This is a genomic window from Cobetia sp. MM1IDA2H-1 (assembly GCF_002916775.2).
Lineage (GTDB): Bacteria > Pseudomonadota > Gammaproteobacteria > Pseudomonadales > Halomonadaceae > Cobetia > Cobetia marina.
On the sequence record NZ_CM133225.1, the window covers coordinates 3,138,924 to 3,159,003 of the forward strand.

Annotated in this window: 15 protein-coding genes; 7 read left to right on the forward strand and 8 right to left on the reverse strand. The window is 61.3% G+C overall.

What is annotated here, in order from left to right; genetic code table 11:
* Positions 1–24 precede the first annotated feature (24 nt).
* The gene (locus BOH68_RS13380; protein ID WP_258038226.1) at positions 25–1,314 is read right to left on the reverse strand and encodes a GNAT family N-acetyltransferase; all 1,290 of its coding nucleotides are present in this window, start codon (positions 1,312–1,314) and stop codon (positions 25–27) included.
* Between the two features lie 101 nt (positions 1,315–1,415).
* On the opposite strand from BOH68_RS13380, the gene BOH68_RS13385 reads away from it, so the two are divergent.
* Positions 1,416–1,772 (forward strand): DUF4190 domain-containing protein, encoded by a 357-nt coding sequence (locus tag BOH68_RS13385; protein ID WP_240499666.1) that lies wholly within the window; start codon positions 1,416–1,418, stop codon positions 1,770–1,772.
* A gap of 132 nt (positions 1,773–1,904) precedes the next feature.
* Positions 1,905–3,089, forward strand: a complete 1,185-nt coding sequence (gene pncB / locus BOH68_RS13390; RefSeq protein WP_077375136.1) for a nicotinate phosphoribosyltransferase — start codon at positions 1,905–1,907, stop codon at positions 3,087–3,089.
* A 107-nt stretch (positions 3,090–3,196) separates the two neighbouring features.
* Here the strand turns inward: pncB and BOH68_RS13395 are convergent, their stop codons facing one another.
* From BOH68_RS13395 to gap, 4 genes are all read right to left on the reverse strand, one after another.
* Positions 3,197–4,063 carry a dienelactone hydrolase family protein gene (locus BOH68_RS13395; protein WP_136938791.1) on the reverse strand — a complete coding sequence of 289 codons (867 nt, stop codon included), beginning with the start codon at positions 4,061–4,063 and terminating at the stop codon, positions 3,197–3,199.
* A gap of 65 nt (positions 4,064–4,128) precedes the next feature.
* Complete coding sequence (locus BOH68_RS13400) at positions 4,129–6,549, reverse strand: diguanylate cyclase (RefSeq protein WP_077375139.1); 2,421 nt, start codon at positions 6,547–6,549, stop codon at positions 4,129–4,131.
* A gap of 213 nt (positions 6,550–6,762) precedes the next feature.
* Positions 6,763–7,161: a hypothetical protein gene (locus BOH68_RS13405; protein ID WP_077375142.1), complete on the reverse strand. Its 399-nt coding sequence runs from the start codon at positions 7,159–7,161 to the stop codon at positions 6,763–6,765.
* 696 nt (positions 7,162–7,857) lie between these two features.
* Positions 7,858–8,862, reverse strand: coding sequence for a type I glyceraldehyde-3-phosphate dehydrogenase (gap, locus tag BOH68_RS13410; RefSeq protein WP_077375144.1), 1,005 nt, complete (start codon positions 8,860–8,862; stop codon positions 7,858–7,860).
* Between the two features lie 376 nt (positions 8,863–9,238).
* Here gap and edd point away from each other — a divergent pair, with 376 nt between their 5' ends.
* The 5 genes from edd to BOH68_RS13435 all read left to right on the forward strand — a co-directional run bounded on the left by edd (position 9,239) and on the right by BOH68_RS13435 (position 15,941).
* Positions 9,239–11,095, forward strand: coding sequence for a phosphogluconate dehydratase (gene edd / locus BOH68_RS13415; protein ID WP_077375147.1), 1,857 nt, complete (start codon positions 9,239–9,241; stop codon positions 11,093–11,095).
* A gap of 33 nt (positions 11,096–11,128) precedes the next feature.
* Positions 11,129–12,145 carry a glucokinase gene (glk, locus tag BOH68_RS13420; protein ID WP_077375150.1) on the forward strand — a complete coding sequence of 339 codons (1,017 nt, stop codon included), beginning with the start codon at positions 11,129–11,131 and terminating at the stop codon, positions 12,143–12,145.
* A 45-nt stretch (positions 12,146–12,190) separates the two neighbouring features.
* Entirely contained in the window at positions 12,191–13,060 is an 870-nt protein-coding gene (locus tag BOH68_RS13425) for a D-hexose-6-phosphate mutarotase (protein WP_077375153.1), read from the forward strand.
* 215 nt (positions 13,061–13,275) lie between these two features.
* Positions 13,276–14,958, forward strand: coding sequence for a glucose-6-phosphate isomerase (pgi, locus tag BOH68_RS13430; protein ID WP_077375156.1), 1,683 nt, complete (start codon positions 13,276–13,278; stop codon positions 14,956–14,958).
* Positions 14,958–15,941 carry a carbohydrate kinase family protein gene (locus BOH68_RS13435; RefSeq protein WP_077375159.1) on the forward strand — a complete coding sequence of 328 codons (984 nt, stop codon included), beginning with the start codon at positions 14,958–14,960 and terminating at the stop codon, positions 15,939–15,941. The genes pgi and BOH68_RS13435 overlap by 1 nt, the downstream gene beginning before the upstream one ends.
* A 354-nt stretch (positions 15,942–16,295) precedes the next feature.
* On the opposite strand, the gene BOH68_RS13440 is transcribed toward BOH68_RS13435, so the two are convergent.
* The 3 genes from BOH68_RS13440 to BOH68_RS13450 all read right to left on the reverse strand — a co-directional run bounded on the left by BOH68_RS13440 (position 16,296) and on the right by BOH68_RS13450 (position 20,053).
* Positions 16,296–17,324: a porin gene (locus BOH68_RS13440; protein ID WP_065392466.1), complete on the reverse strand. Its 1,029-nt coding sequence runs from the start codon at positions 17,322–17,324 to the stop codon at positions 16,296–16,298.
* Between the two features lie 753 nt (positions 17,325–18,077).
* Entirely contained in the window at positions 18,078–19,463 is a 1,386-nt protein-coding gene (locus BOH68_RS13445) for a TRAP transporter large permease (RefSeq protein ID WP_077375166.1), read from the reverse strand.
* Positions 19,460–20,053, reverse strand: a complete 594-nt coding sequence (locus tag BOH68_RS13450) for a TRAP transporter small permease (protein WP_077375691.1) — start codon at positions 20,051–20,053, stop codon at positions 19,460–19,462. Before BOH68_RS13450 ends, BOH68_RS13445 begins: the two co-directional genes overlap by 4 nt.
* Positions 20,054–20,080: the final 27 nt, after the last annotated feature.

Consider the following 20,080-nt stretch of genomic DNA (forward strand, 5'->3'; position numbering starts at 1 on the left):
AGAATAGCGCTTCAGGACAGACCTTCAGGATAGATCAGGCTGCTGATGATAGGGCAGCATCGCCTCCACCTGGCGTCGCGCCCCGCTCAACCAGCGCGCTTCCTCCTCAAGCGCGTCAGCCACGGCTGACTGCAGGCCGGGATGTACCAGCCAGTGCAATGACCAGGTGTCATAGGCCGAGAAGCCGCGGCTGATCTTGTGCTCACCCTGTGTGCCTGGATCAAAGCGCGTCAGTCCCCGCTCAAGGCAGAACTCCAGCCCCTGGTAATAGCAGACCTCGAAATGCAGGCAGTCCGCCTGCACTTCACTGCCCCACCAGCGCCCATAGAGGCAATCGGCACCGACAAGGCACAACGCAGCCGCCACAGGATCGCCGTGTTCATCACGCGCCTGCACCAGCAGCAGCTGTTCGGGCATGCTGCGCCTTAAGCGCTGAAAGAACGCCAGTGTCAGGTAGGGCCGTTGTCCGCGCTCCAGATAGGTCATGCAGTAACAGCGATGGAATGCTTCGAGATCGCTCTCACCGATGGCTTCACCGCTGAGGCGCGCGAGGGTGATGCCCTGCTCGAGCACCTTGCGGCGCTCGCGGCGGATCTCCTTGCGTCGCTTGGAGCGCAGACTGCCCAGCCACTCATCGAAGTCTCGCTCACCTCGCGACTGCCAGTGATACTGCATGCCACCACGCAGCATCAGCTGTGGACTGACGGCTTGCCAGTCGCGGCACTCGTCGAGATCCGCGAACAACAGATGAAAGCCACTGTGCTCAAAGCGTCGCAAGGGCCCGCCTGCGTCGACGGCGGGTGCCACGCCGGCCTGAAGCCTGGGCCACAACCAGGCAAGCAGCGCTCGACGGGAAGGGCCTCCCGTCTCCGATGAGGCCAGGACCAGCCGCGGACCAGCGCTCGGCGTGAAGGGAACTGCCGACAGCTGCTTGGGATAATAACGCCCACCGGCCTGCTCCAGCGCCTCGGCCCATTGCTGGTCAAAGACATACTCGCCCCGCGAGTGCAGCTTGAGATAGCGCAGCAAGCCGGCGACAAGCCGTCCTGACTCGTCACGCACCAGCAAGTGCGCCGGGTACCAGCCCGTAGACGCGCAGGCCGCGCCGCTGTCTTCCAGTGCACGAAGATAGGCATGTTGCAGAAAGGGATACTCTTTTCCCGCCAGCGCATCCCATTCTGCGGGCGTGACAGCGCTGATCGACGAGAGCACGTCCAGCTGCCAGTTCGCGCCACGTCTGCCAGTGGCCTCAGTCCCGATCTGCCTTCGCGACGCATCACTCTCCTGATGCCCTGCTTCCCGGTGCTCGCTCACCCTGCTCTCCTCTGAAGATGCCCACTCTGCCGCCCGGCCGATATGCCGCCTGCCCCAGGACATGCTAGTGTGTCGCCATGATGCAAGACAATGAGACTGCCATGACTGATACATCGCCTCCCGCCGACAAGCCTGAGCCCACGCGCGATACGGCGACGGCTACCGAGCGTCCCACCACTCCCTCTGCGCAGGAAACCCGCGCCGAGACCAATGCCATGGCACTGGCCTCCTTTGCCCTGAGCGTGCTGGGCTGTCTGCTGGCACCCGCGGCATTGGGTGGCATCGTCTGCGGTCATCTCGCCCGCCGACAGATTCGCCAGCGCGGTGATGCCGGCGATAGCTGGGCGCTGGCCGGCCTCATACTGGGCTACCTGCTCATCGCGTTGTCATTGGCGGGTCTGCTGATGTTCGGCGGCATGATGCTCACCATGTTCGGTATCATGGCGTTCAGCAGCTGACGCAGGACGACCCTCCTTCAGCCTGCCCCCCGATTTTCATGCCAGCGGGACACCCTGCCGCCTTGAGCACCTGGTGTGCTCCCGCCAGCGATTCCGGCTCCTGTGAGCCGCCTCATACCTGAGCGAGCCTCGATGCTGCACTCGATTCTCGATAATGATTTCTACAAGTTCACCATGCAGAACGCGGTGGTGAAACTGTTTCCCTACGCACGCACACGTTACGCCTTCATCAACCGGGGCCAGCATGCCTTCCCCCCGGGATTCGGCGAAGCACTGCGCGCGGCCGTGGATGACATGGCACGCCTGGCGCTGAGTGCTGAGGAAAAGGAGTTTCTGGAGCAGCAGTGCCCCTTCCTCGACCCCACCTATCGTGACTTTCTTGCCGGCTTTCGCTTCGATCCCGCGGAAATCACCATCACCCAGTCGGGTGAGGAGCTTGAGGTGCATATCGAGGGCTACTGGTACCGCGCCATCCTGTGGGAAGTCCCGCTGATGGCGATGATCAGTGAGCTCTGGTACCGCCTTGGTGGCGATCAGCGTGACAGCGACAAGAGCGTGCGTGACAGTACGCTGACCAAGATCGAGCACTACAAGCGTCTGGGGGTACGTGTCGCCGAGTTCGGGACGCGTCGTCGCCATTCCTATGCGGTCCATGATCAGGTAGTGGCCGCCCTCAAGGAACAGGGCCGTGGCTGCTTCATCGGCACCAGCAATGTCCACATGGCCCAGCGTCATGGCACCAAGCCCATCGGGACGCATGCTCACGAGTGGTTCATGTTTCATGCAGCGCGCTTCGGATTCAAGATGGCCAACATCCTGGCGCTGGAAAACTGGGTGAAGGTCTACCGGGGTGATCTGGGGATCGCGCTTTCAGATACCTTTACCAGTCGTGCCTTCTTCAGAAGCTTCGACAAGAAGTTCGCCAAGCTGTTTGATGGGGTACGGCACGACAGCGGTGATCCCATCGAGTTTGCCGAAGCGACCATTCGCCACTATGAGTCGCTGGGCATTGACCCCAAGACCAAGACGATCATCTTCTCGGATGGTCTGGATACCGACAAGGTTGACCGTATCGTGCGCTATTGTGCCGGTCGTATCGGCATGTCGTTCGGGATCGGCACCAATTTCACCAATGACGTCGGCCCCCAGCCGATGAACATGGTCATCAAGATGACGGAAGCCCGGCCCGAGGGTCAGGATTGGGTGCCGGTGATCAAGCTGTCGGATGTGTCCAGCAAGCATACGGGTGATCCGGACATGATCCGTCTCGCGCATCAGGTGCTCTCGCTCAAGGAGCTGGATCAGACGGCAGACTGACGCGCTCGCCCCTGACACCGTCACCCCGCAATGAAGAAGCCCGTTCAGGATGATGCCTGAACGGGCTTCTTCATGTAGGTCACGCATTCGGCGTCACGACAACCTGCTCACGTCTGCGGCTGGGTCTTCGGTGACTTGAACACGCCATTGAACAGATTGAGCATGACCTGCCAGGAGGCAGCATCCGCCGACGCATCATAGCCGAGCGGGAGGTCGTACCTGGCGGCCTTGGCATCCGACTCCGGATTGGTGAACGCATGCTTCGCCCCCGGATACTGGATCAGGGTCGTCCGCGTACCGAGGGATTCAAAGGTAGACAGCAGCGTGTCCAATCCTTGCTGCGATACCAGAGAATCCGCCTCGCCATTCTGGATCACGACGCGTCCGGCGAAGGGCTCGGGATTCTCGACGGCGATTCCAGGGCTGCCGTGGAAGCTGACGACAGCCTTGAGCGGAGCGCCGGAAAGCGCCATGTTCAACACGACACCTCCCCCGAAGCAATAGCCGATGGCCGCAAGGCGGTCACCATCCACCTCGGGGCGAGAACGCAGCACCGCCAGCGCCGAATTGAAGCTGGATTCGGCCTTCGGCCAGTCACTCATCACCGCCGACGAGAAGGCCTTGGCATCCTCGGGATGCTCCGCCGTGCGGCCTTCACCGTACATGTCTACCGCCATCACGACATAGCCGAGCCCCGCCAGCTGCTCCGCGCGCTTGCGAGCATAACTGTTGAGCCCCCACCACTCATGGACCAGCAGTATGCCGGGACGACGCCCCTTGGCCTTGGCATCACGCGCGATCAGCCCGACATGCTCCTCACCATTGGCACGATAGGTCACGACCTCGGTGACGACCTGCGGTCCTTCGAGGCGGTCGACGAGGGTGCCATCATCGGCCGCCAATGCCTGCCCCGCGGACAGCACCGATTGTGCAAACAACAGACTTCCGGCGCACCAGCCACGTAACATACGCATCGCCCACTCCTTGTGCAGATTGACAGAGTACAGAATGATGGAACGTGCCCACTGTCGTGTCGCGGTCACATCCCTTCCTCCCGATTGTCCTCGCTCACCGAGCTTGATGCCACTACCACCCGGTTACGACCACTCCGCTTGGCACTGTAAAGCGCCATGTCAGCACGATGCAGGAAGTCGTCACGGCTCTCCCCGGGCAGCGGCGTGGCGACGCCGAGACTCACGGTACACAGCAGCTCCTGCTGCATGAACGCGAAGGTCATGCCGGCAATCTTCTGACGCAGACGCTCTGCCATGCCGACAGCGGTGGCGACCCCGGCATCAGCCAGCAAGATGCCGAATTCCTCGCCCCCCAATCGCCCGAAATAGTCATTGCGCCGCAATTGCTGCTGACAGATGCCGCCCAACCCACTCAACAACTGGTCTCCGGCGGCATGACCGAAGCTGTCATTGACCCGCTTGAAGTGATCCACATCGAACAGGACCAGGGCAATCTGGTCCCGCGAGGCGGATACCAGCAACGTATCCAGCATGGAGAGGAAGCAGCTGCGGGTCATGGCACCGGTCATCGCGTCCGTCATGGCTTCATGCTCGCGCCGCTGTTCGATCAGCTTGCGTTCATTGATATTGCGCGAGACCGACAGAATCCGGAGATAGCGGCCGGTCTTGGGGTCCATCGAGGGCGTGGAGATGGATTCGAACCACAGCGTATGGCCCTGCTTGTGGAGAATTCGGAAGTCGACACGAAAGACCTCTCCAAGACAGGCGGAACGATGGACCTTCCTGGCGACGCGGTCTCTGTCATCCGGATGAATCAGCAGCTTGATCTCGCTGCCCTCGATGTCATTCACGCCAAACCCGCAAAGCCTCTCGACGGATGGACTGATGTACTGACAGATCCCGTCACTGCCTTCAATGCTGACCATGTCGCTGACGGAATCGAGAATGAATCGATAGCGCTCCTCGCTCTGACGCAGCGCCCGCTCGATGTGATGGCGCGCCGTGATGTCGTCACAGTAACCATTCCATGTCACGCTGCCATCGATGGGGTCCATCGGTTGGGGCAAGGCCACGCAGGCCAGCCGCCGGGTTTCCCCATCTGGATGCTCATAGTAGATATCCGGCTCCCAGGGCGACTGGGTTTCGGCACTGGCGCGTGCCGATTCAAGCAGTCTTTGCCGCTCCTGGTCATTGAGATGCGACAGGAAGCGCGAGGCATCCTCAAGTGTCGCGTCAACTTCCTCTCCCAGCAGTTGATGGGCGACCGGCGATAGATAGGTATAGGTGAACTCATCCTCCCGGCTGAGCCGGCATTGAAACACCATGCCCGGCATCTGCTGTATCAGATACTCCAGCTGGCGTCGATGAGCCTCGCTTTCACTGATGTCACTCAGTTGCCCCAACACCTCTCTGACGGCGCCTCCGGCCGCATAGTAGAGGTGCATGTCATCCTGCAGATAGCATTGGCGGCCATCCACATGGCGGAAGGAGTAACGCAGGCTGACGCTGGCACTGCGCGAGTCGACGGCCTCCTGAAAGCGTGCCTGACATTCCGCCAGGTCATCCTCGCAGATGCGTGACTGCCAGATTCGCGGGCTGGCCAGCAGCAGGTCCCGCGACAGGCCCGCCAGCATCTCGACGCCGGAGGAGATGGATTGCAGCTCCTCCAGTGGCCAGAGGCCTCGCGCACAATAGCGCACCCCCGGGGTGTCATTGAGCTGAGTCATCAACCGCTGACGTTGATTGACCGCCTGCTCCAACCGGTGGTGAGTCGCGCTGATGTCACGCACCATCACGGCGACTCGAGGCGAGTCTCCTTGCTGCGTCCGGCCCAGACCCACCAGCTGGACGGAAAGACGACAATCGCCACGTGGCAAGCTCAGGCTGACGTCACACTGCAAGGTCCCGGCTCCTTCCAGACAATGCATGACGTGGGAGTGATACACCCGCTCCAGGGTCTGTCCCGCATGTGCCATGGCGGCGTCATGGTAGAGGTGCCATGCCGGATTCGCCTCATGCAGGTACAGGGAGGTTCCTCTCACCTCCAGCATGGCCATGGGGTCTCTGCTGCGCATCAGCATCATGCGATATGCCTGAAGCTGCTGTCGCTCGTGGGCAAGTGCCTGTTCTCGTAGGGAGATATCGACGACTCGACCGCAGACCGGGTGATTCGCGCCGGAGCGCCAGAGTGTTTCCTCCACCAGCACGCCGTGTCCACTGCGATCCCTGATGCGATAGGTCATCGACCCGGCAGGAGCACCGGAGGCCCGGAAGTCTCTGACTCGCTGACGATCTGCCGCCACGATCAGGGAGAACCACAGTTCGGGATGCTTGAGGAAGTCGCGCTCGCCATACCCGAGCAGACGCTCCACTGCAGGATTCAGGGTAAGGAAGCGCTGGCCGTCCGCGCTCAACATGAACAGGACATCCCCTGCGACGGCATGGTAATGGTGCAGCAGGCGGGCATCTGAGAACGATTCCAGCAATGTGAGACTCCCCTTTGGGTCAGACGTCGCCCCTCAGAGTGCGTCATCACCCCGCGCAAGACCAGTGCGTCACGCCAACGCTGGAGGGCACGTCACCGTCAAGGGCAGGCAGGCCCATACCGCCTCTAGACTGACAATCTCGATGGGCAGCACGAAAACGCCCGACCCGGAACAGAGTCCGGGTCGGGCGTGAAGGGGTCAGAGCGGAAGGTGCTAGCCTTGTGCGGTACGTGCACCGACCATGGCATCAGCCTGCAGGGTATCCGGCTCGCTGACCGTGTCATGCGGGGCACCATCGCGGGCGACATCCTTGCGCACTCGGCTCGCCGCAGAGGGCGCCTTGGCTCGCCTCTGAGCCGCGCCGGTAGCGTGACGTCGCGTGGCAGCTTCCTGCCGCTCTCCACCACGGGCGCGGGAGTGCTCCAGCAATGAACGAAAGTCATCCGGCGTCATGTCAATGCGCTCTGCGGCGGCACTCTCCTGCCAGAGAACATAGATGGCCGGCTGCTCACGCCCGAGATCCATGCCGACCACGCGTCCCTGACGTTGTGTCCCGGGGTCGCGCAGCGTCGCACCGATCAGTTCGTGGGCTTCGCGAATGGCATCGTGCATCTGAGACAGCCTGCTTTGGAAGTCAAGAGATCTGCCGAGAACAGCGGCAGTGTGGCAATACCTTCCCTGCATTGCCCCAGTACATGAACATTCGCAGGACGAAAGCGTGCCTGCATGATCTGACATGCCACCCGCGCTCACGAGCGACGTACACGGCGCATGTCAAGAGTAAAGTGTAACACATGTTCATAGTTTCGCTAATCACACCGACACCACCCACAAGAAAGCGGCACATTGCCTGCCATTCGACACTTTTCACCGCACGTTATGCCGACCAACTTCAGAGAGTGTCGCCATCTTTGTAATCTCTGTCTCTCATGCCACACGCGAATGATGCCAAACGAAGACACGAATGCCTGGAGGACGAGCATCGCTAGGCAAGCCCTCATCTCGAGATTCAGGCGAAAAAAAACCTCCCATGACTGGGAGGTTCAAAGAGTGGATGACGCGATGTCATTCCGAGCAGCATCGAAGCCGGTCTTGGCGCCAACCCTGACCGACACACGATTGAGAGGGGACGAGTGACATTGCCTTGTCCGTGGAGCCTGAGCGCGACGCGAGAATCCTCGGGCCACTCGTCCTCACCTGGGGGGAGCCTGTCGAGTCTCTGACAGGGCTCCGAATTCTGAGACCTCACCTGTGCCAGCCTGAAGAGATGGCCTCTTCAGGGAACCTCAGGCGAGGCCTTGAGTCATCTTACTTGGCGGCCTGCATGGCCAGTGCGGTGTCGAGCATGCGATTGGAGAAGCCCCATTCGTTGTCGTACCACGCCATGACCTTGACCAGACGCCCTTCGCTGACGCGAGTGTGGTTGCTGTCGAAGGTGGAGGAATGCGCATCGTGGTTGAAGTCGATGGACACCAGCGGCAGCTCGTTGACGGCCAGCACGCTGGAGCCTTCGGCAGCCTTGGTCACGATGGCATTGATCTCTTCGATGGAGGTATCGCGAGAGGCCGTGAAGGTCAGATCGACCAGCGAGACATTGATCACCGGCACGCGAATCGCCAGACCGTCCAGCTTGCCATTGAGTTCCGGCAGCACCAGGCCCACGGCTGCCGCGGCACCGGTCTTGGTCGGAATCATGGAGTGCGTGGCACTGCGGGCACGGTACGGGTCGGAGTGGTAGACATCCGACAGGTTCTGATCGTTGGTGTAGGCATGGATGGTGGTCATCAGACCGTTCTCGATGCCGACTTCGTCGTTCAGCGCCTTGGCGACCGGTGCCAGGCAGTTGGTGGTGCAGGACGCGTTGGACACGACCTGATGCTCTGCCTTCAGCGTGTCTTCGTTGACACCGAACACGATGGTGGCATCGGCATCACCGCTCGGCGCGGAGATCAGCACACGCTTGGCGCCGGCTTCGATATGCTTGGCGGCAGCGGCACGCTTGGTGAACAGACCCGTGCATTCCATCACCAGGTCAACATTCAGGCTGGACCACGGCAGTTTGGCCGGATCGCGTTCCGCCAGGATACGAATCTTGTCTTCACCGACGAACAGGTTCTCTTCGTCATGAGAGACCGTCTCGGCGAAACGACCATGCACGGTGTCGCGGCTCAACAGATGAGCGTTGAGCTTCGGATCTCCCAGATCGTTGATGGCAACGACCTGAATGCGATCATTGTATTGGCCTTCATACAGCGCACGCAGCACGTTGCGACCGATGCGACCAAAACCGTTGATGGCGACGCGTAATGTCATGACTCAACTCCTGTGGCGTATGGCAGGTGCAGGTTGGCACATGGCTTCACTGCTCGGGAAGACTTGGCGCATCCCGGGCAGACCAACGTGGCTCATGAAAGTATCCTACACGCTTTTACGTTAATTTGGCCGAAAGTCGTCCAGTCTTCAAGCAGTTTTTTTGTTAAGTTTACCGAATATTTCGAACAAATGCGTTTCCTGAGCAACGTGACGCGCTACTGTAGCCTGCTCTCGGCAGGATGACCGAGACTCCAGACTTTACAGTGCCGCCGTCACTGGCTAGCGTCGCCCTAGACAGGCACGCCCGATGCACGGGAAGCCCCCATTTCTTCGCCAGCCTCGGCGCCCTGCGCCGCCTGACCCATGAGGTAAGAGCATGTCCGTCAATCCGACCGTCGAGCGCGTGACTCAGCGCATCATTGATCGCTCCAGCGAACGTCGTGCTGCCTATGAGCAACTGATGGAAAGCCAGCAACGCCGTGGCGTCCATCGTTCCGAACTCTCCTGCGGCAACCTGGCGCACGGCTTCGCTGCCTGCGGTGAGACCGACAAGAATCGCCTCAAGCTGATGAACTCGGCCAACCTCGGCATTATTTCGTCATATAACGACATGTTGTCCGCGCACCAGCCATTCGAGGATTACCCGCGCATCATCAAGGAAGCGGTTCAGGCGATGGGGTCCACGGCCCAGTTCGCCGGCGGCGTACCCGCGATGTGTGATGGCGTGACCCAGGGGCAGCCGGGCATGGAACTGTCATTGTTCTCCCGCGACCTGATCGCCATGGCCGCCGCCATCGGCCTGTCACACAACATGTTCGACGGCGCCCTGTTCCTGGGTGTCTGCGACAAGATCGTGCCGGGCCTGTTCATCGCCGCGGCGCGCTTCGGTCACCTGCCGAGCCTGTTTGTGCCCGCGGGCCCGATGCCCTCCGGCCTGCCCAACAACGAGAAGGCGCGGGTACGTCAGCTGTTCGCCGAAGGCAAGGTGGGCCGCGACGCGCTGCTGGAAGCCGAGTCCGCCTCCTACCACAGCCCGGGCACCTGCACCTTCTATGGCACCGCCAACTCCAACCAGCTGATGATCGAGTTGATGGGCCTGCACCTGCCGGGCGCCTCCTTCGTCAATCCGGGCACCCCGCTGCGCGACGCCCTGACCCGTCACGCTGCCGAGCAGACCATCCGCAACAGCGAAGTCGGTGGCGACTATCGTCCCTTCTATCGCCAGATCGACGCTCGCGCCATCGTCAACGCCATGGTCGGCCTGCTGGCCTCCGGCGGCTCCACCAACCACACCCTGCATCTGGTCGCGATGGCGGGTGCGGCAGGCGTGACCATCACCTGGGATGACTTCACCGAGCTTTCCGCCGTGGTCCCCAGCCTGACGCGCATCTATCCCAACGGTCAGGCTGACATCAACCACTTCCAGGCAGCCGGTGGCATGAGCTTCCTGATTCGCGAGCTGCTCAAGGCGGGACTGCTGCACGACATCACCACCCAGGACGGTGGCACCCTGGCCGGCTACGTGCGTGAGCCCTTCCTCGAGAACGGCAAGCTGGTCTGGAAGGATGGCCCCACCGACAGCCTCGATGAGGACGTGCTGCGTCCGGTCGCCAATCCGTTCGCGCCGACAGGCGGCCTGACCGTGCTCGAAGGCAATCTGGGGCGTGGCGTGATCAAGGTCTCCGCCGTCAAGGAAGAGCACCGCCTCGTCGAAGCCCCCGTGAAGCTGTTCAGCGATCAGGACGAGCTCAAGGCCGCCTTCGAGGCCGGCGAGCTGGAACAGGACATGGTCGCCGTGGTCCGCTATCAGGGTCCGCGCGCCAACGGCATGCCGGAACTGCACAAGCTGACGCCCTATCTCGGTATCCTGCAGGACCGTGGTTTCAAGGTCGCGCTGGTGACGGATGGCCGCATGTCCGGCGCCTCCGGCAAGGTGCCGGCCGCCATCCACATGACCCCGGAAGCGCTGGACGGTGGGCCGCTGGCACGACTGCGCGAAGGCGATGTCGTTCGTCTGGATGCCAACGCCGGCACACTGGAAGCCCTGGTCGAGGAAGGCGAATGGCAGGCTCGTGAGGCCGAAGGCATCTCCCGTGACAGCTACCACCATGGCCTGGGCCGTGAGCTGTTCTCCGGGATGCGCTCCCTGGTCGGTGGCGCCGAAGAAGGTGCCTCCAGCTTCGCAGGCTACGGCGACCAGCCCGGCAGCGGCCACGACCGCAATACCCACTGAGCAGCCACGCAAGTCGACTGAGGACGCCACACGATGACTCGTGAGACACCGAGCCGCTTTGCCTTGGTAGGCGACATTGGTGGTACCAATGCCCGGCTGGCGCTTGTCCAGCCGGGCAGCCACACCCTCCATGACATCCACACGCTGGCCTGCGCCGAGCATTCCGGACTCGTGGAGGCCGTCCAGGCCTACTACCAGAGACTGGGGCTTGCCCCTGACGAACAACCCAAGGAGGCCTGCCTCGCCTTTGCCTGCCCGGTCCATGAGGAGCAGGTCAGCATGACCAACAACCATTGGTCATTCGCCAAGAGCGACGTGCGCGAATCCTTGGGCCTGACACGCTTCAAGTGCCTCAATGACTTCACCGCCATGGCACTGGGCGTGCCGCACATCGAGCCCGATGAGCGACTGCCCATCGGTGAGGAACTCACGGAAGGAGCGGGCAATGATGCCGCCCCCCGTCTGATCATGGGCCCGGGAACAGGACTGGGTGTCGCGGGTCTGGTACATGGCACCCACAACTGGATTCCACTGGCTACCGAAGGTGGGCATGTCAGCTTTGCCCCCACCGATGCGCTCGAGGATGCGCTGCTGAAGATCTTCCGGCGCTGGCACGGCAGAGTCTCTGTGGAACGCCTGCTCTGTGGCCAGGGAATGCTCGAGATCTACCGGGCGCTGGGCGAACTGCGCGGCCTGCCGACTCCGCTCGAAAGCGCTGCGGACGTCAGCCAGGCCGCCCATGCCCGCGATGCGCTCGGGCAACCCAAGGACAGCCTGGCTTGCGATGCCGTGCTGCGCTTCATGAAGATTCTGGGAGACGTGGCCGGGGATCTTGCCCTGGCGCTCGGCGCGCGTGGCGGCGTGTATCTCTGCGGCGGCGTCCTGCCGCGCAACCTTGACCTGCTCGGGCAAAGCGATTTTCGCCGCGCCTTCGCCGACAAGAACCGCATGAGCCGTTACAATGCCGCGATCCCTACCTGGGTGGTGACCGCGCCGTGGACCGGTCTGCTGGGGGCCGCCGAGGCACTGCACAATGAAGAGGTGGCCTGACGCGATGCCGTCGGCCACGCTCCTGAACCGTCGAGGAAGCTCGAGATGATTCCTGAAAGTCTGCGCGCACTGGTGGATGCCACGAGCGGCCAACGTACCTGCGAATGGCAAGGCCGCATGCTCCTGATCCTCAACCGCGCCTGGGGCGAGCTGGTCGTCTGCCACCAGGGCGCCCAGGTGCTGCATTACCAGCCAGCATCCCAGCGCCCCTGGCTGTGGGTCACCGAGACGCCGGCGGCGCTTCCGGGCAGCATTCGTGGCGGCATTCCGCTGTGCTGGCCCTGGTTCGCTGACGAGTATCCTGAGGGCGAGACAGAGCTACATGGCCCGGCGCGCAAGGCCGAGTGGCGCATCGACGCGGTAGAGGAAGACGAGGAGGAAGGCGTCGAGATCCACGCCTCTCCGCAATCGCCCCTGCACGCGGCACTCTCACCTCGCGTCGTCATCTTCGCGGGTCGCCACTTCCTGAAGGTGGAGCTGATCACGGAAAATCGCGGCGAGGACCCGGTCAAGATGACCGGCGCCCTGCATACCTACTTTGCCGTGGAAGATGCCTTCCAGTGCCGCGTCACCGGCCTCGCCGGCGCCAGCTATCTGGACAAGCGTCAGGACTTCTCGCGTCTTGATCAGCAAGGCGAGCTGGGCATTCGCGGCCCGCTGGATCGCATCTACCAGTCAAGCCAGGTCCAGGTGCTCGAGGATGGCCAGCGCAGGCTGCGCATTGCAAAGCAAGGCTCCGACTCCACGGTCGTCTGGCACCCGGGCGATGCACCGCCGGCCGATACCAGCGTCGAGAACGCCCGTGGTTTCCTGTGTGTCGAGACTGCCTGTACCCGCCTTGACCCCGTCTGGCTGCCACCGGGCGCGCAACATCTGCTGGTACAGCACATCTCCCCTCTCGAACAGGAAGGGTGACACTCACGATCCATACACCACCTGTCAGCCTCCCACTGACAGGTGGCTACCGAGCGGCGATCAGCAGGCAATCATCGGCAGACGCCTTTCCCATGGCACTGAATCGTGTCATGCCACGCCTGCCAGCGTCATTCGTCAGCTCAAGGCGCGCTGGTCAGCGACGGAATGCAGACTGGCGACACAAGCTATCCACAACCCATACGATGGACACTTCCATGCTGCAATTGACCCGTAGTGTTTCCTGGCAGGCGCTGACCCGGCTAGGCGAGGTAACCCGCAACGACCGTATTCGCGACTACTTTGCCGCGGACCCCAAGCGCTTCGAGAAGATGAGTCTCCGGGTCGGCGGCCTGTTCCTCGACTATTCCAAGCACCACATTTCCGACGAAGTGATGAAGGCACTGATCGAGCTGGCAGACCACTCCGCCCTCGTTCAGCGTCGCTCCCAGATGTTCTCGGGTGACATCATCAACGTGACCGAGAATCGCCCCGTCCTTCACACGGCCCTGCGCAGCCAGTCCAATACGCCGGTCATCGTCGACGGCAAGGACGTGATGCCGGAGATCCACAGCACTCGCGAGCAGATCCGCGCCTTCTGCGAAAGCGTGCGCAGCGGCGAATGGAAAGGCTATGACGGACAACGCATCCGCGATGTCGTCAATATCGGCATCGGAGGCTCCGACCTCGGCCCCAACATGGCCTGCCGCGCCCTGCTCAAGCATCGTCATCCGGAGCTGAACTTCCACTTCGTCTCCAACGTGGATGGCAACCACATCCAGAAGGTGCTCAAGCGCCTCGATCCGGCCACGACCCTGTTCATCGTCTCCACCAAGACCTTCTCCACGCAGGAGACCCTGCTCAATGCGAAGTCAGCACGTCGCTGGTTCCTGGAGCAGGCAGGTCAGGATGCCGACGTCGGCGCCCACTTCGTCGCGGCCTCCACCAACCGCAAGGCGGCCAAGGAATTCGGCATCCGCGAAGAGAACGTCTTCGAATTCTGGGCCTGGGTCGGGGGCCGCTATTCCATGTGGTCATCCATCGGTCTGCCGATCGCCCTCTCCATCGGCTATGACGGCTTCATGGAACTGCTGGAAGGCGCCTATGAGATGGACCAGCACTTCATCGAAGCGCCGCTGGGCGAGAACATGCCGGTCCTGATGGCCCTCATCGGTATCTGGTACATCAACTTCATGGGTGCCGAGACCCAGGCCATCGTGCCCTACGATCAAGCCTTGCATCAGCTGCCCGCCTTCCTGCAGCAGCTCGACATGGAATCGAATGGCAAGTCGGTGGACATCTTCGGGCGTCCTGTCGACTACAAGACCGGCCCGATCGTGTGGGGCGAGACCGGTTCCAACGGTCAGCATGCCTTCTTCCAGCTGCTGCACCAGGGGACTCGCTACGTTCCCATCGACTTCATCGCTTCCCTGAAGCCGGAGCCGGGTACCGAAGAGCACCACTTCGCACTGATCACCAACATGCTGGCCCAGGCCAATGCCTTCATGGAAGGCAGCCAGGACGGCAGCAACCTCGACCCGCATTACAATTGCCCGGGCAACCGTCCCTCGAGCACGCTGCTGCTTGATGAGCTGACACCGCGCAACCTGGGGGCGCTGATCGCTCTCTATGAGCACAAGGTCTTCGTGCAGGGCGTGATCTGGAACATCAACTCCTTCGACCAGTGGGGCGTGCAGCTCGGCAAGCGCATCGCAGGCGAGATCAGCGCACGCATCGATACTGACGTCCAGGCCTTCGATCCCTCCACCCAGGGCCTGCTGGCACTGGTACGCGAGCACTTCCCGGCCGCAGGAGACAGCATGCAGCCAGAGACAGGCGTGAACAGCACCAAATCAAGCAAGAAGACCCCGACGGCCACCACCAAGGGAGCAACCTCCTGATGACTCCGGTAATCGCATTCGGCGAAGCGCTCGTCGACATGCTGTCCAACAAGCTCGGCGGCCAGGCCGTCGAGCAGGAAACCTTCACGCCCTACGCTGGTGGTGCGCCCGCCAATGTCGCCGTGGCCTGCGCACGTCTCGGGCTGCCCAGCCACTTCGTGGGCATGCTGGGCCAGGACAGCTTCGGTGACTTCCTGCACGACGAACTGGCCACCCATGGCGTACGCCTGGATCACGTCAAACGCACCAGCGAGGCACGCACCGCGCTGGCCTTCGTCTCGCGCGACGAGGACGGCGAGCGTCGCTTCGACTTCTATCGTCCGCCGGCAGCTGACCTGCTGTTTCGTCCGGAACATGCAGGCCCGGAGCTGTTCGCTCAACCCGCCATCTTCCATCTGTGCAGCAACAGCCTGACCGACGCCGGTATCGCGGACACCAGCTTCGTGCTGGCGTCTCGCGCACGTGCTGCTGGCTCCTTGGTCAGCGTGGATGCCAATCTGCGTCACAACCTGTGGCCGAATCAGCAGGTCGACGTGTCACTGGTTACTCGCCTGCTGGACAACGCCGATATCCTCAAGCTTTCCCAGGAAGAGGTCGAGGCACTCACTGACGGCCAGCAAGAGTCCGATTGGCTGCAGGCACGCCTGCAGGCCGGCGTCCGCCTGATCGTGCTGACCGACGGCCCTGGCACCATCCGTGCACTGGTGCGCAAGCAGAGCGGCGAGGCCAGGACCGTCAGCATCACGCCGCCGGTGGTCAAGGCCATCGATACCACGGCCGGCGGTGATGCCTTCATCGGCGGCTTCCTCTCGGCGCTCAGCGAAGCCGGTGTGGATGCAGCCCTGCTGCGTGACTGGTGCGAGGAGGAGAGCCATCTTCAGGCTGCGCTTGAGCGTGCAGCAGCCTGCGGTGCCTTTGCCGTGACTCGCCCTGGTGCCTATGCCGCGCTACCGACTCGAGAAGACCTCACTGCCATGCAGTGAGCGGCCCGAGTGACGTCACTGGCCACCTCAGAGCCAGCGACAATCTTGAGACGCGCACGTAAAAGCCCCGCTGATCTGATGATCAGCGGGGCTTTTGATTTTCTGAGTTCAAGTTCCTGGTTCATATTCTGAGTACATGTCTTGAGTACATGTCTTAAGTACATGTTCTACGTACACGTGCCAGGTGTCATGACAGCCCTGCGTCTTTTGGCCAAGACCAACCAACAACAAATATGCCTGCGAAGCGCGGCAGAAAGCCACGCAATTTCCGTCTCAAGTCGGCACCTATCAGACGTAAAAAAGCCGGCCCCGAGGGACCGGCTTTCGTTAGCTTGCTAGACGTTTGAGGGCGTCTTAGAAGCCGTAGTAGATGCCGACTGCAGCGCCGTCACCAGCGTCGCCAGAGCGATCGTACTGGGCGTATTCAATGTAGGTGTACATCGCGGAAGAGATGTTGTAAGTCACACCCAGGTTGAATTCGTTGAAGCTGTCGTCGCCGCCATTTTCGGAAGCCACGGTGGAAGCATCTTCAGCGTCGACGTACTGGTAGCCGCCGTAGACGTCGCCCATGCCGTAGCCGTAACGTGCGCCGATACCGTAGTAATCAACGTCGGTGTCATCTTCTTCACCCGCGAAGCGCTCAGCCTTGACGGCGATGCGCAGGGCGTCAACGGTGTACTGACCGGTGATACCGTACTGGTCGCCGATGTCACTGCCGTTGGTGGCTTCGAACTGGTCCAGGTTGTCATACACACCAGCGATGGAGAAACCGCCGACGGTGTACTTGGCACCTGCGAAGAAGGACGCCTGATTGGAATCAGTGACGTTCTCGTCTTCACCGTCGCCTTCGAAGTTGGAACCGACAGCGAACTGCAGGCCGCCCATGACCGGAGACATGTACTGCAGCTTGTTGCCTTCACGAGTCTGGCTGTCACCGTCGATCTGGGTGCTGGAATCAGTCAGGTCGAAGTATTCGTTGTTGGAGATCGGATCCTGGATCCAGTCGTCCATCAGCTGATCCCAGGAACCGATACGCGCGTCACCGAAGGAACCCTTGGCACCGACGTAGGACTGGTCGCCATCGTTCAGGCCGTTGCCGCCGCCCTTGGATTCGTCAGCATCGTATTCCCACTCGGCCTTGAAGTAACCGACGATGTCATCGTTGATCTTGTGCTCACCCTTGGCACCGAAGGTAGAACCGTTGTCGCCCAGTTCACTTTCCGGGTCACCGCCGAGCTGGTCGACATAGGAGTATGCCAGCTGAACGTTGCCGTAGATGTCCAGCTTGGTGCCGTCTTGATTGTAGACGGTTGCAGCGGAAGCGGAGGTAGCAGCCAGGGCAGCAGCGCCGGCGATGGCAGTAGCCAGAAGTGTCTTTTTCATCGCGATAGTTCCTTAACTAGCGTTAACTGTTCGATCGTGTCTGCCGGTGGCAGTGGCCGAGGTTCCGGGCGCTTGATGACGCCTCTAAAACCCTGTGGCCTTGTTATTATCCAATGCTCGCAGGGAAACCATATACCGGGCTTTCAGGATGTGCAACAGAAAAAAACACTGTTTTCGATCACTGGTCCTGAACCAATACGCCGGTCAATTGTCTGGCGTGCCAACACTCTAGAGCGGAAGAATGAAGGATTCATGACAACCATGGGTTTTCTCGAGGGTTTTGACGTTCGCTGATTTCCCGGCAGTCAGAGCGAAGACACACTTGCCTCAGCCATGACATGCAAGACAAAAGTAGCATGCACTGAGCCGATGAATTCTTTGTCATCTCACGCCATTGGAAGCTCATCATTCCCCTTGCATGCCATCGTGCAAATCTCTGGAATCGAAAGGAAACCGAGCATGGACGCGCCTCGGTGAAAAATGACATGGCAGTCAATTTTCGGTGTCTTCTTCAACGACTCACCGCTTTCCTCCGATGACCTTGACGTGATGAAACCCCGATCACTCGATGGAGTGACCGGGGTAGTCCATGGTGGCCTGACCATGATCAGGCTGAATGCCGCTGGTCAGAGCATCACTGACGGCAGTACCTCACGTCGCGACTCTGGTGAGGGATAGCGCAGGATCGACATGTCGCCTGCACGAAGTTTCCACATTCCTGTCGCCTCGTCACCGCGATGGAGCATGGCGCCATCATTGGCTTAGCCAGTTGGGCAGGAAGAGTGAGATCGACGGGACATAGGTGATCAATACCAGGAACAGCAGCAACAACGACAGCCACGGGAGTGCGGCACGAATGACCCAGGTCATCGGCTTGCCGGTGATACCCGCGGTGACGAACAGGTTGAGCCCCACTGGTGGCGTCAGCATGCCGATCTCCATGTTGACCACCATGATGATGCCGAGATGGATCGGATCGATGCCCAGCTGCGTCGCGATGGGAAACAGGATCGGGGCCATGATCAGCAGGATGGCCGAGGGCTCCATGAAGTTGCCCGCCGCCAGCAGCAGCAGATTCATCACGATCAGGAATCCCCAGGCTGGCAGCCCCCAGCCGATGATGGTCTCGGCGATGGTGTGAGGAATGCGTTCAGTGGTCAGCACATGGGCGAACAGCATCGCATTGGCGATGATGAACAGCAGCATCATCGAGACGCGCGCACCATCCAGCACCACCTTCTTGACCTCCTGGTCCGAGAATGAGCCCACCAGGCCTGCCGGCACCTGCCAGAGAGCACGCAGCCCGGCTCTGCCCCATGCTTCGTTGCCTCTGCGCCATGGCACGTCCTTCAAGGGCCCCATGTCGCGATAGCCCACCACTGCGATGAACCAGGCGTAGACCGTCGCGACCGCCGCCGCCTCGGTGGGGCTGGCCACCCCGCCGTAGATCGAGCCCAGCACGATGAAGATCAACATCAGCCCGCCCATCGCGACCAGCCCCGAGCGAGCCAGCGTCCTGAGACCCGGGAACGGCTGTGAAGGCAGTTTCTTGATTCGGGCAGCGATATAGATGGCCACCATCAGGATGCCGCCCATCAACAGCCCGGGAATCAGGCCCGCCATGAACATCTTGGCCGCCGAGACCTCCGTGGCCGCGGAGTACACCAGCATCACGATGGAGGGAGGAATCAAGATCCCCAGGGTACCGGCATTGGTGATCACCCCGGCCGCGAAGGATTCGCTGTAGCCCTGGCGCACCATCCCCGCGATCACGATGGAGCCAATCGCCGCGACCGTGGCCGGAGAGGACCCCGAGACGGCGGCAAACAGCATGCAGGCCAGCACCGAGGCCATCGCAAGCCCGCCACGGACATGACCGATGGCATCGGTCGCGAAGGTGATCAGGCGGCGCGCCACGCCTCCCGTCGAAAGGAAGGTGCTGGAAAGAATGAAGAAGGGAATCGCCAGCAAGGTGTAGTGATGCGACAGGGCTTCAAAGAGCTTGATGGCGACCGAGCCCAGCGAATCACTTGAAAACAGCAGTATCGTCGTGACACTGGAAAATCCGAGCGCGAAGGCGATCGGCATGCCGAGAAAGATGCCACCGAACAGCAGCGCGAACAGAGTGGCTATGGTCATCGTCTGGGTTCCTGATCACTGTCACGTTTACCACCGGTACCATCGGAGCTGTCACCAATGACCGAGTCAGCCGGCTGCACCAGGTGCATGCTGTCCTCGCCTTCGTCGTGAAAGCCGAAACCGCTGGCATCTCCGCGTATCACCTTCCAGCCCAATACCGCGAAGCGCAGCATCAGCAGCAGCATCGCGATGGGCAGAATCGTCAGGGCATACCACTTGGGTATCGCGATATCCTCGAGTTCGATACCGATCATCTGCATCAAGGACAGATATTCGTAACTGCCGACCAGCAGCATCACGCAGTACGCCATGCAGATGACCAGCGCGGCCAGGGTAGCCACCCGCTGCCAGATCAGTGGCAGCATCTTCACCACGACATCCACACCGATGTGCGCGCCCTGCTTGACGCCCCACGACACGCCGATCAGCACGAACCAGCCCGCCAGATAGAGAGTGGCTTCCTGGGACCAGCTGATACCGGTATTGAAGACGAAACGCAGCACCACCTCGACGAAGACCAGCAATACCATCGCCACCAGCAGCAGCGAGAACAGCGTCTCTTCTGCCTTGTGTAGCCATCCAAGTTTCATGGCAATGTCCTCATGCCCTTCATGGAG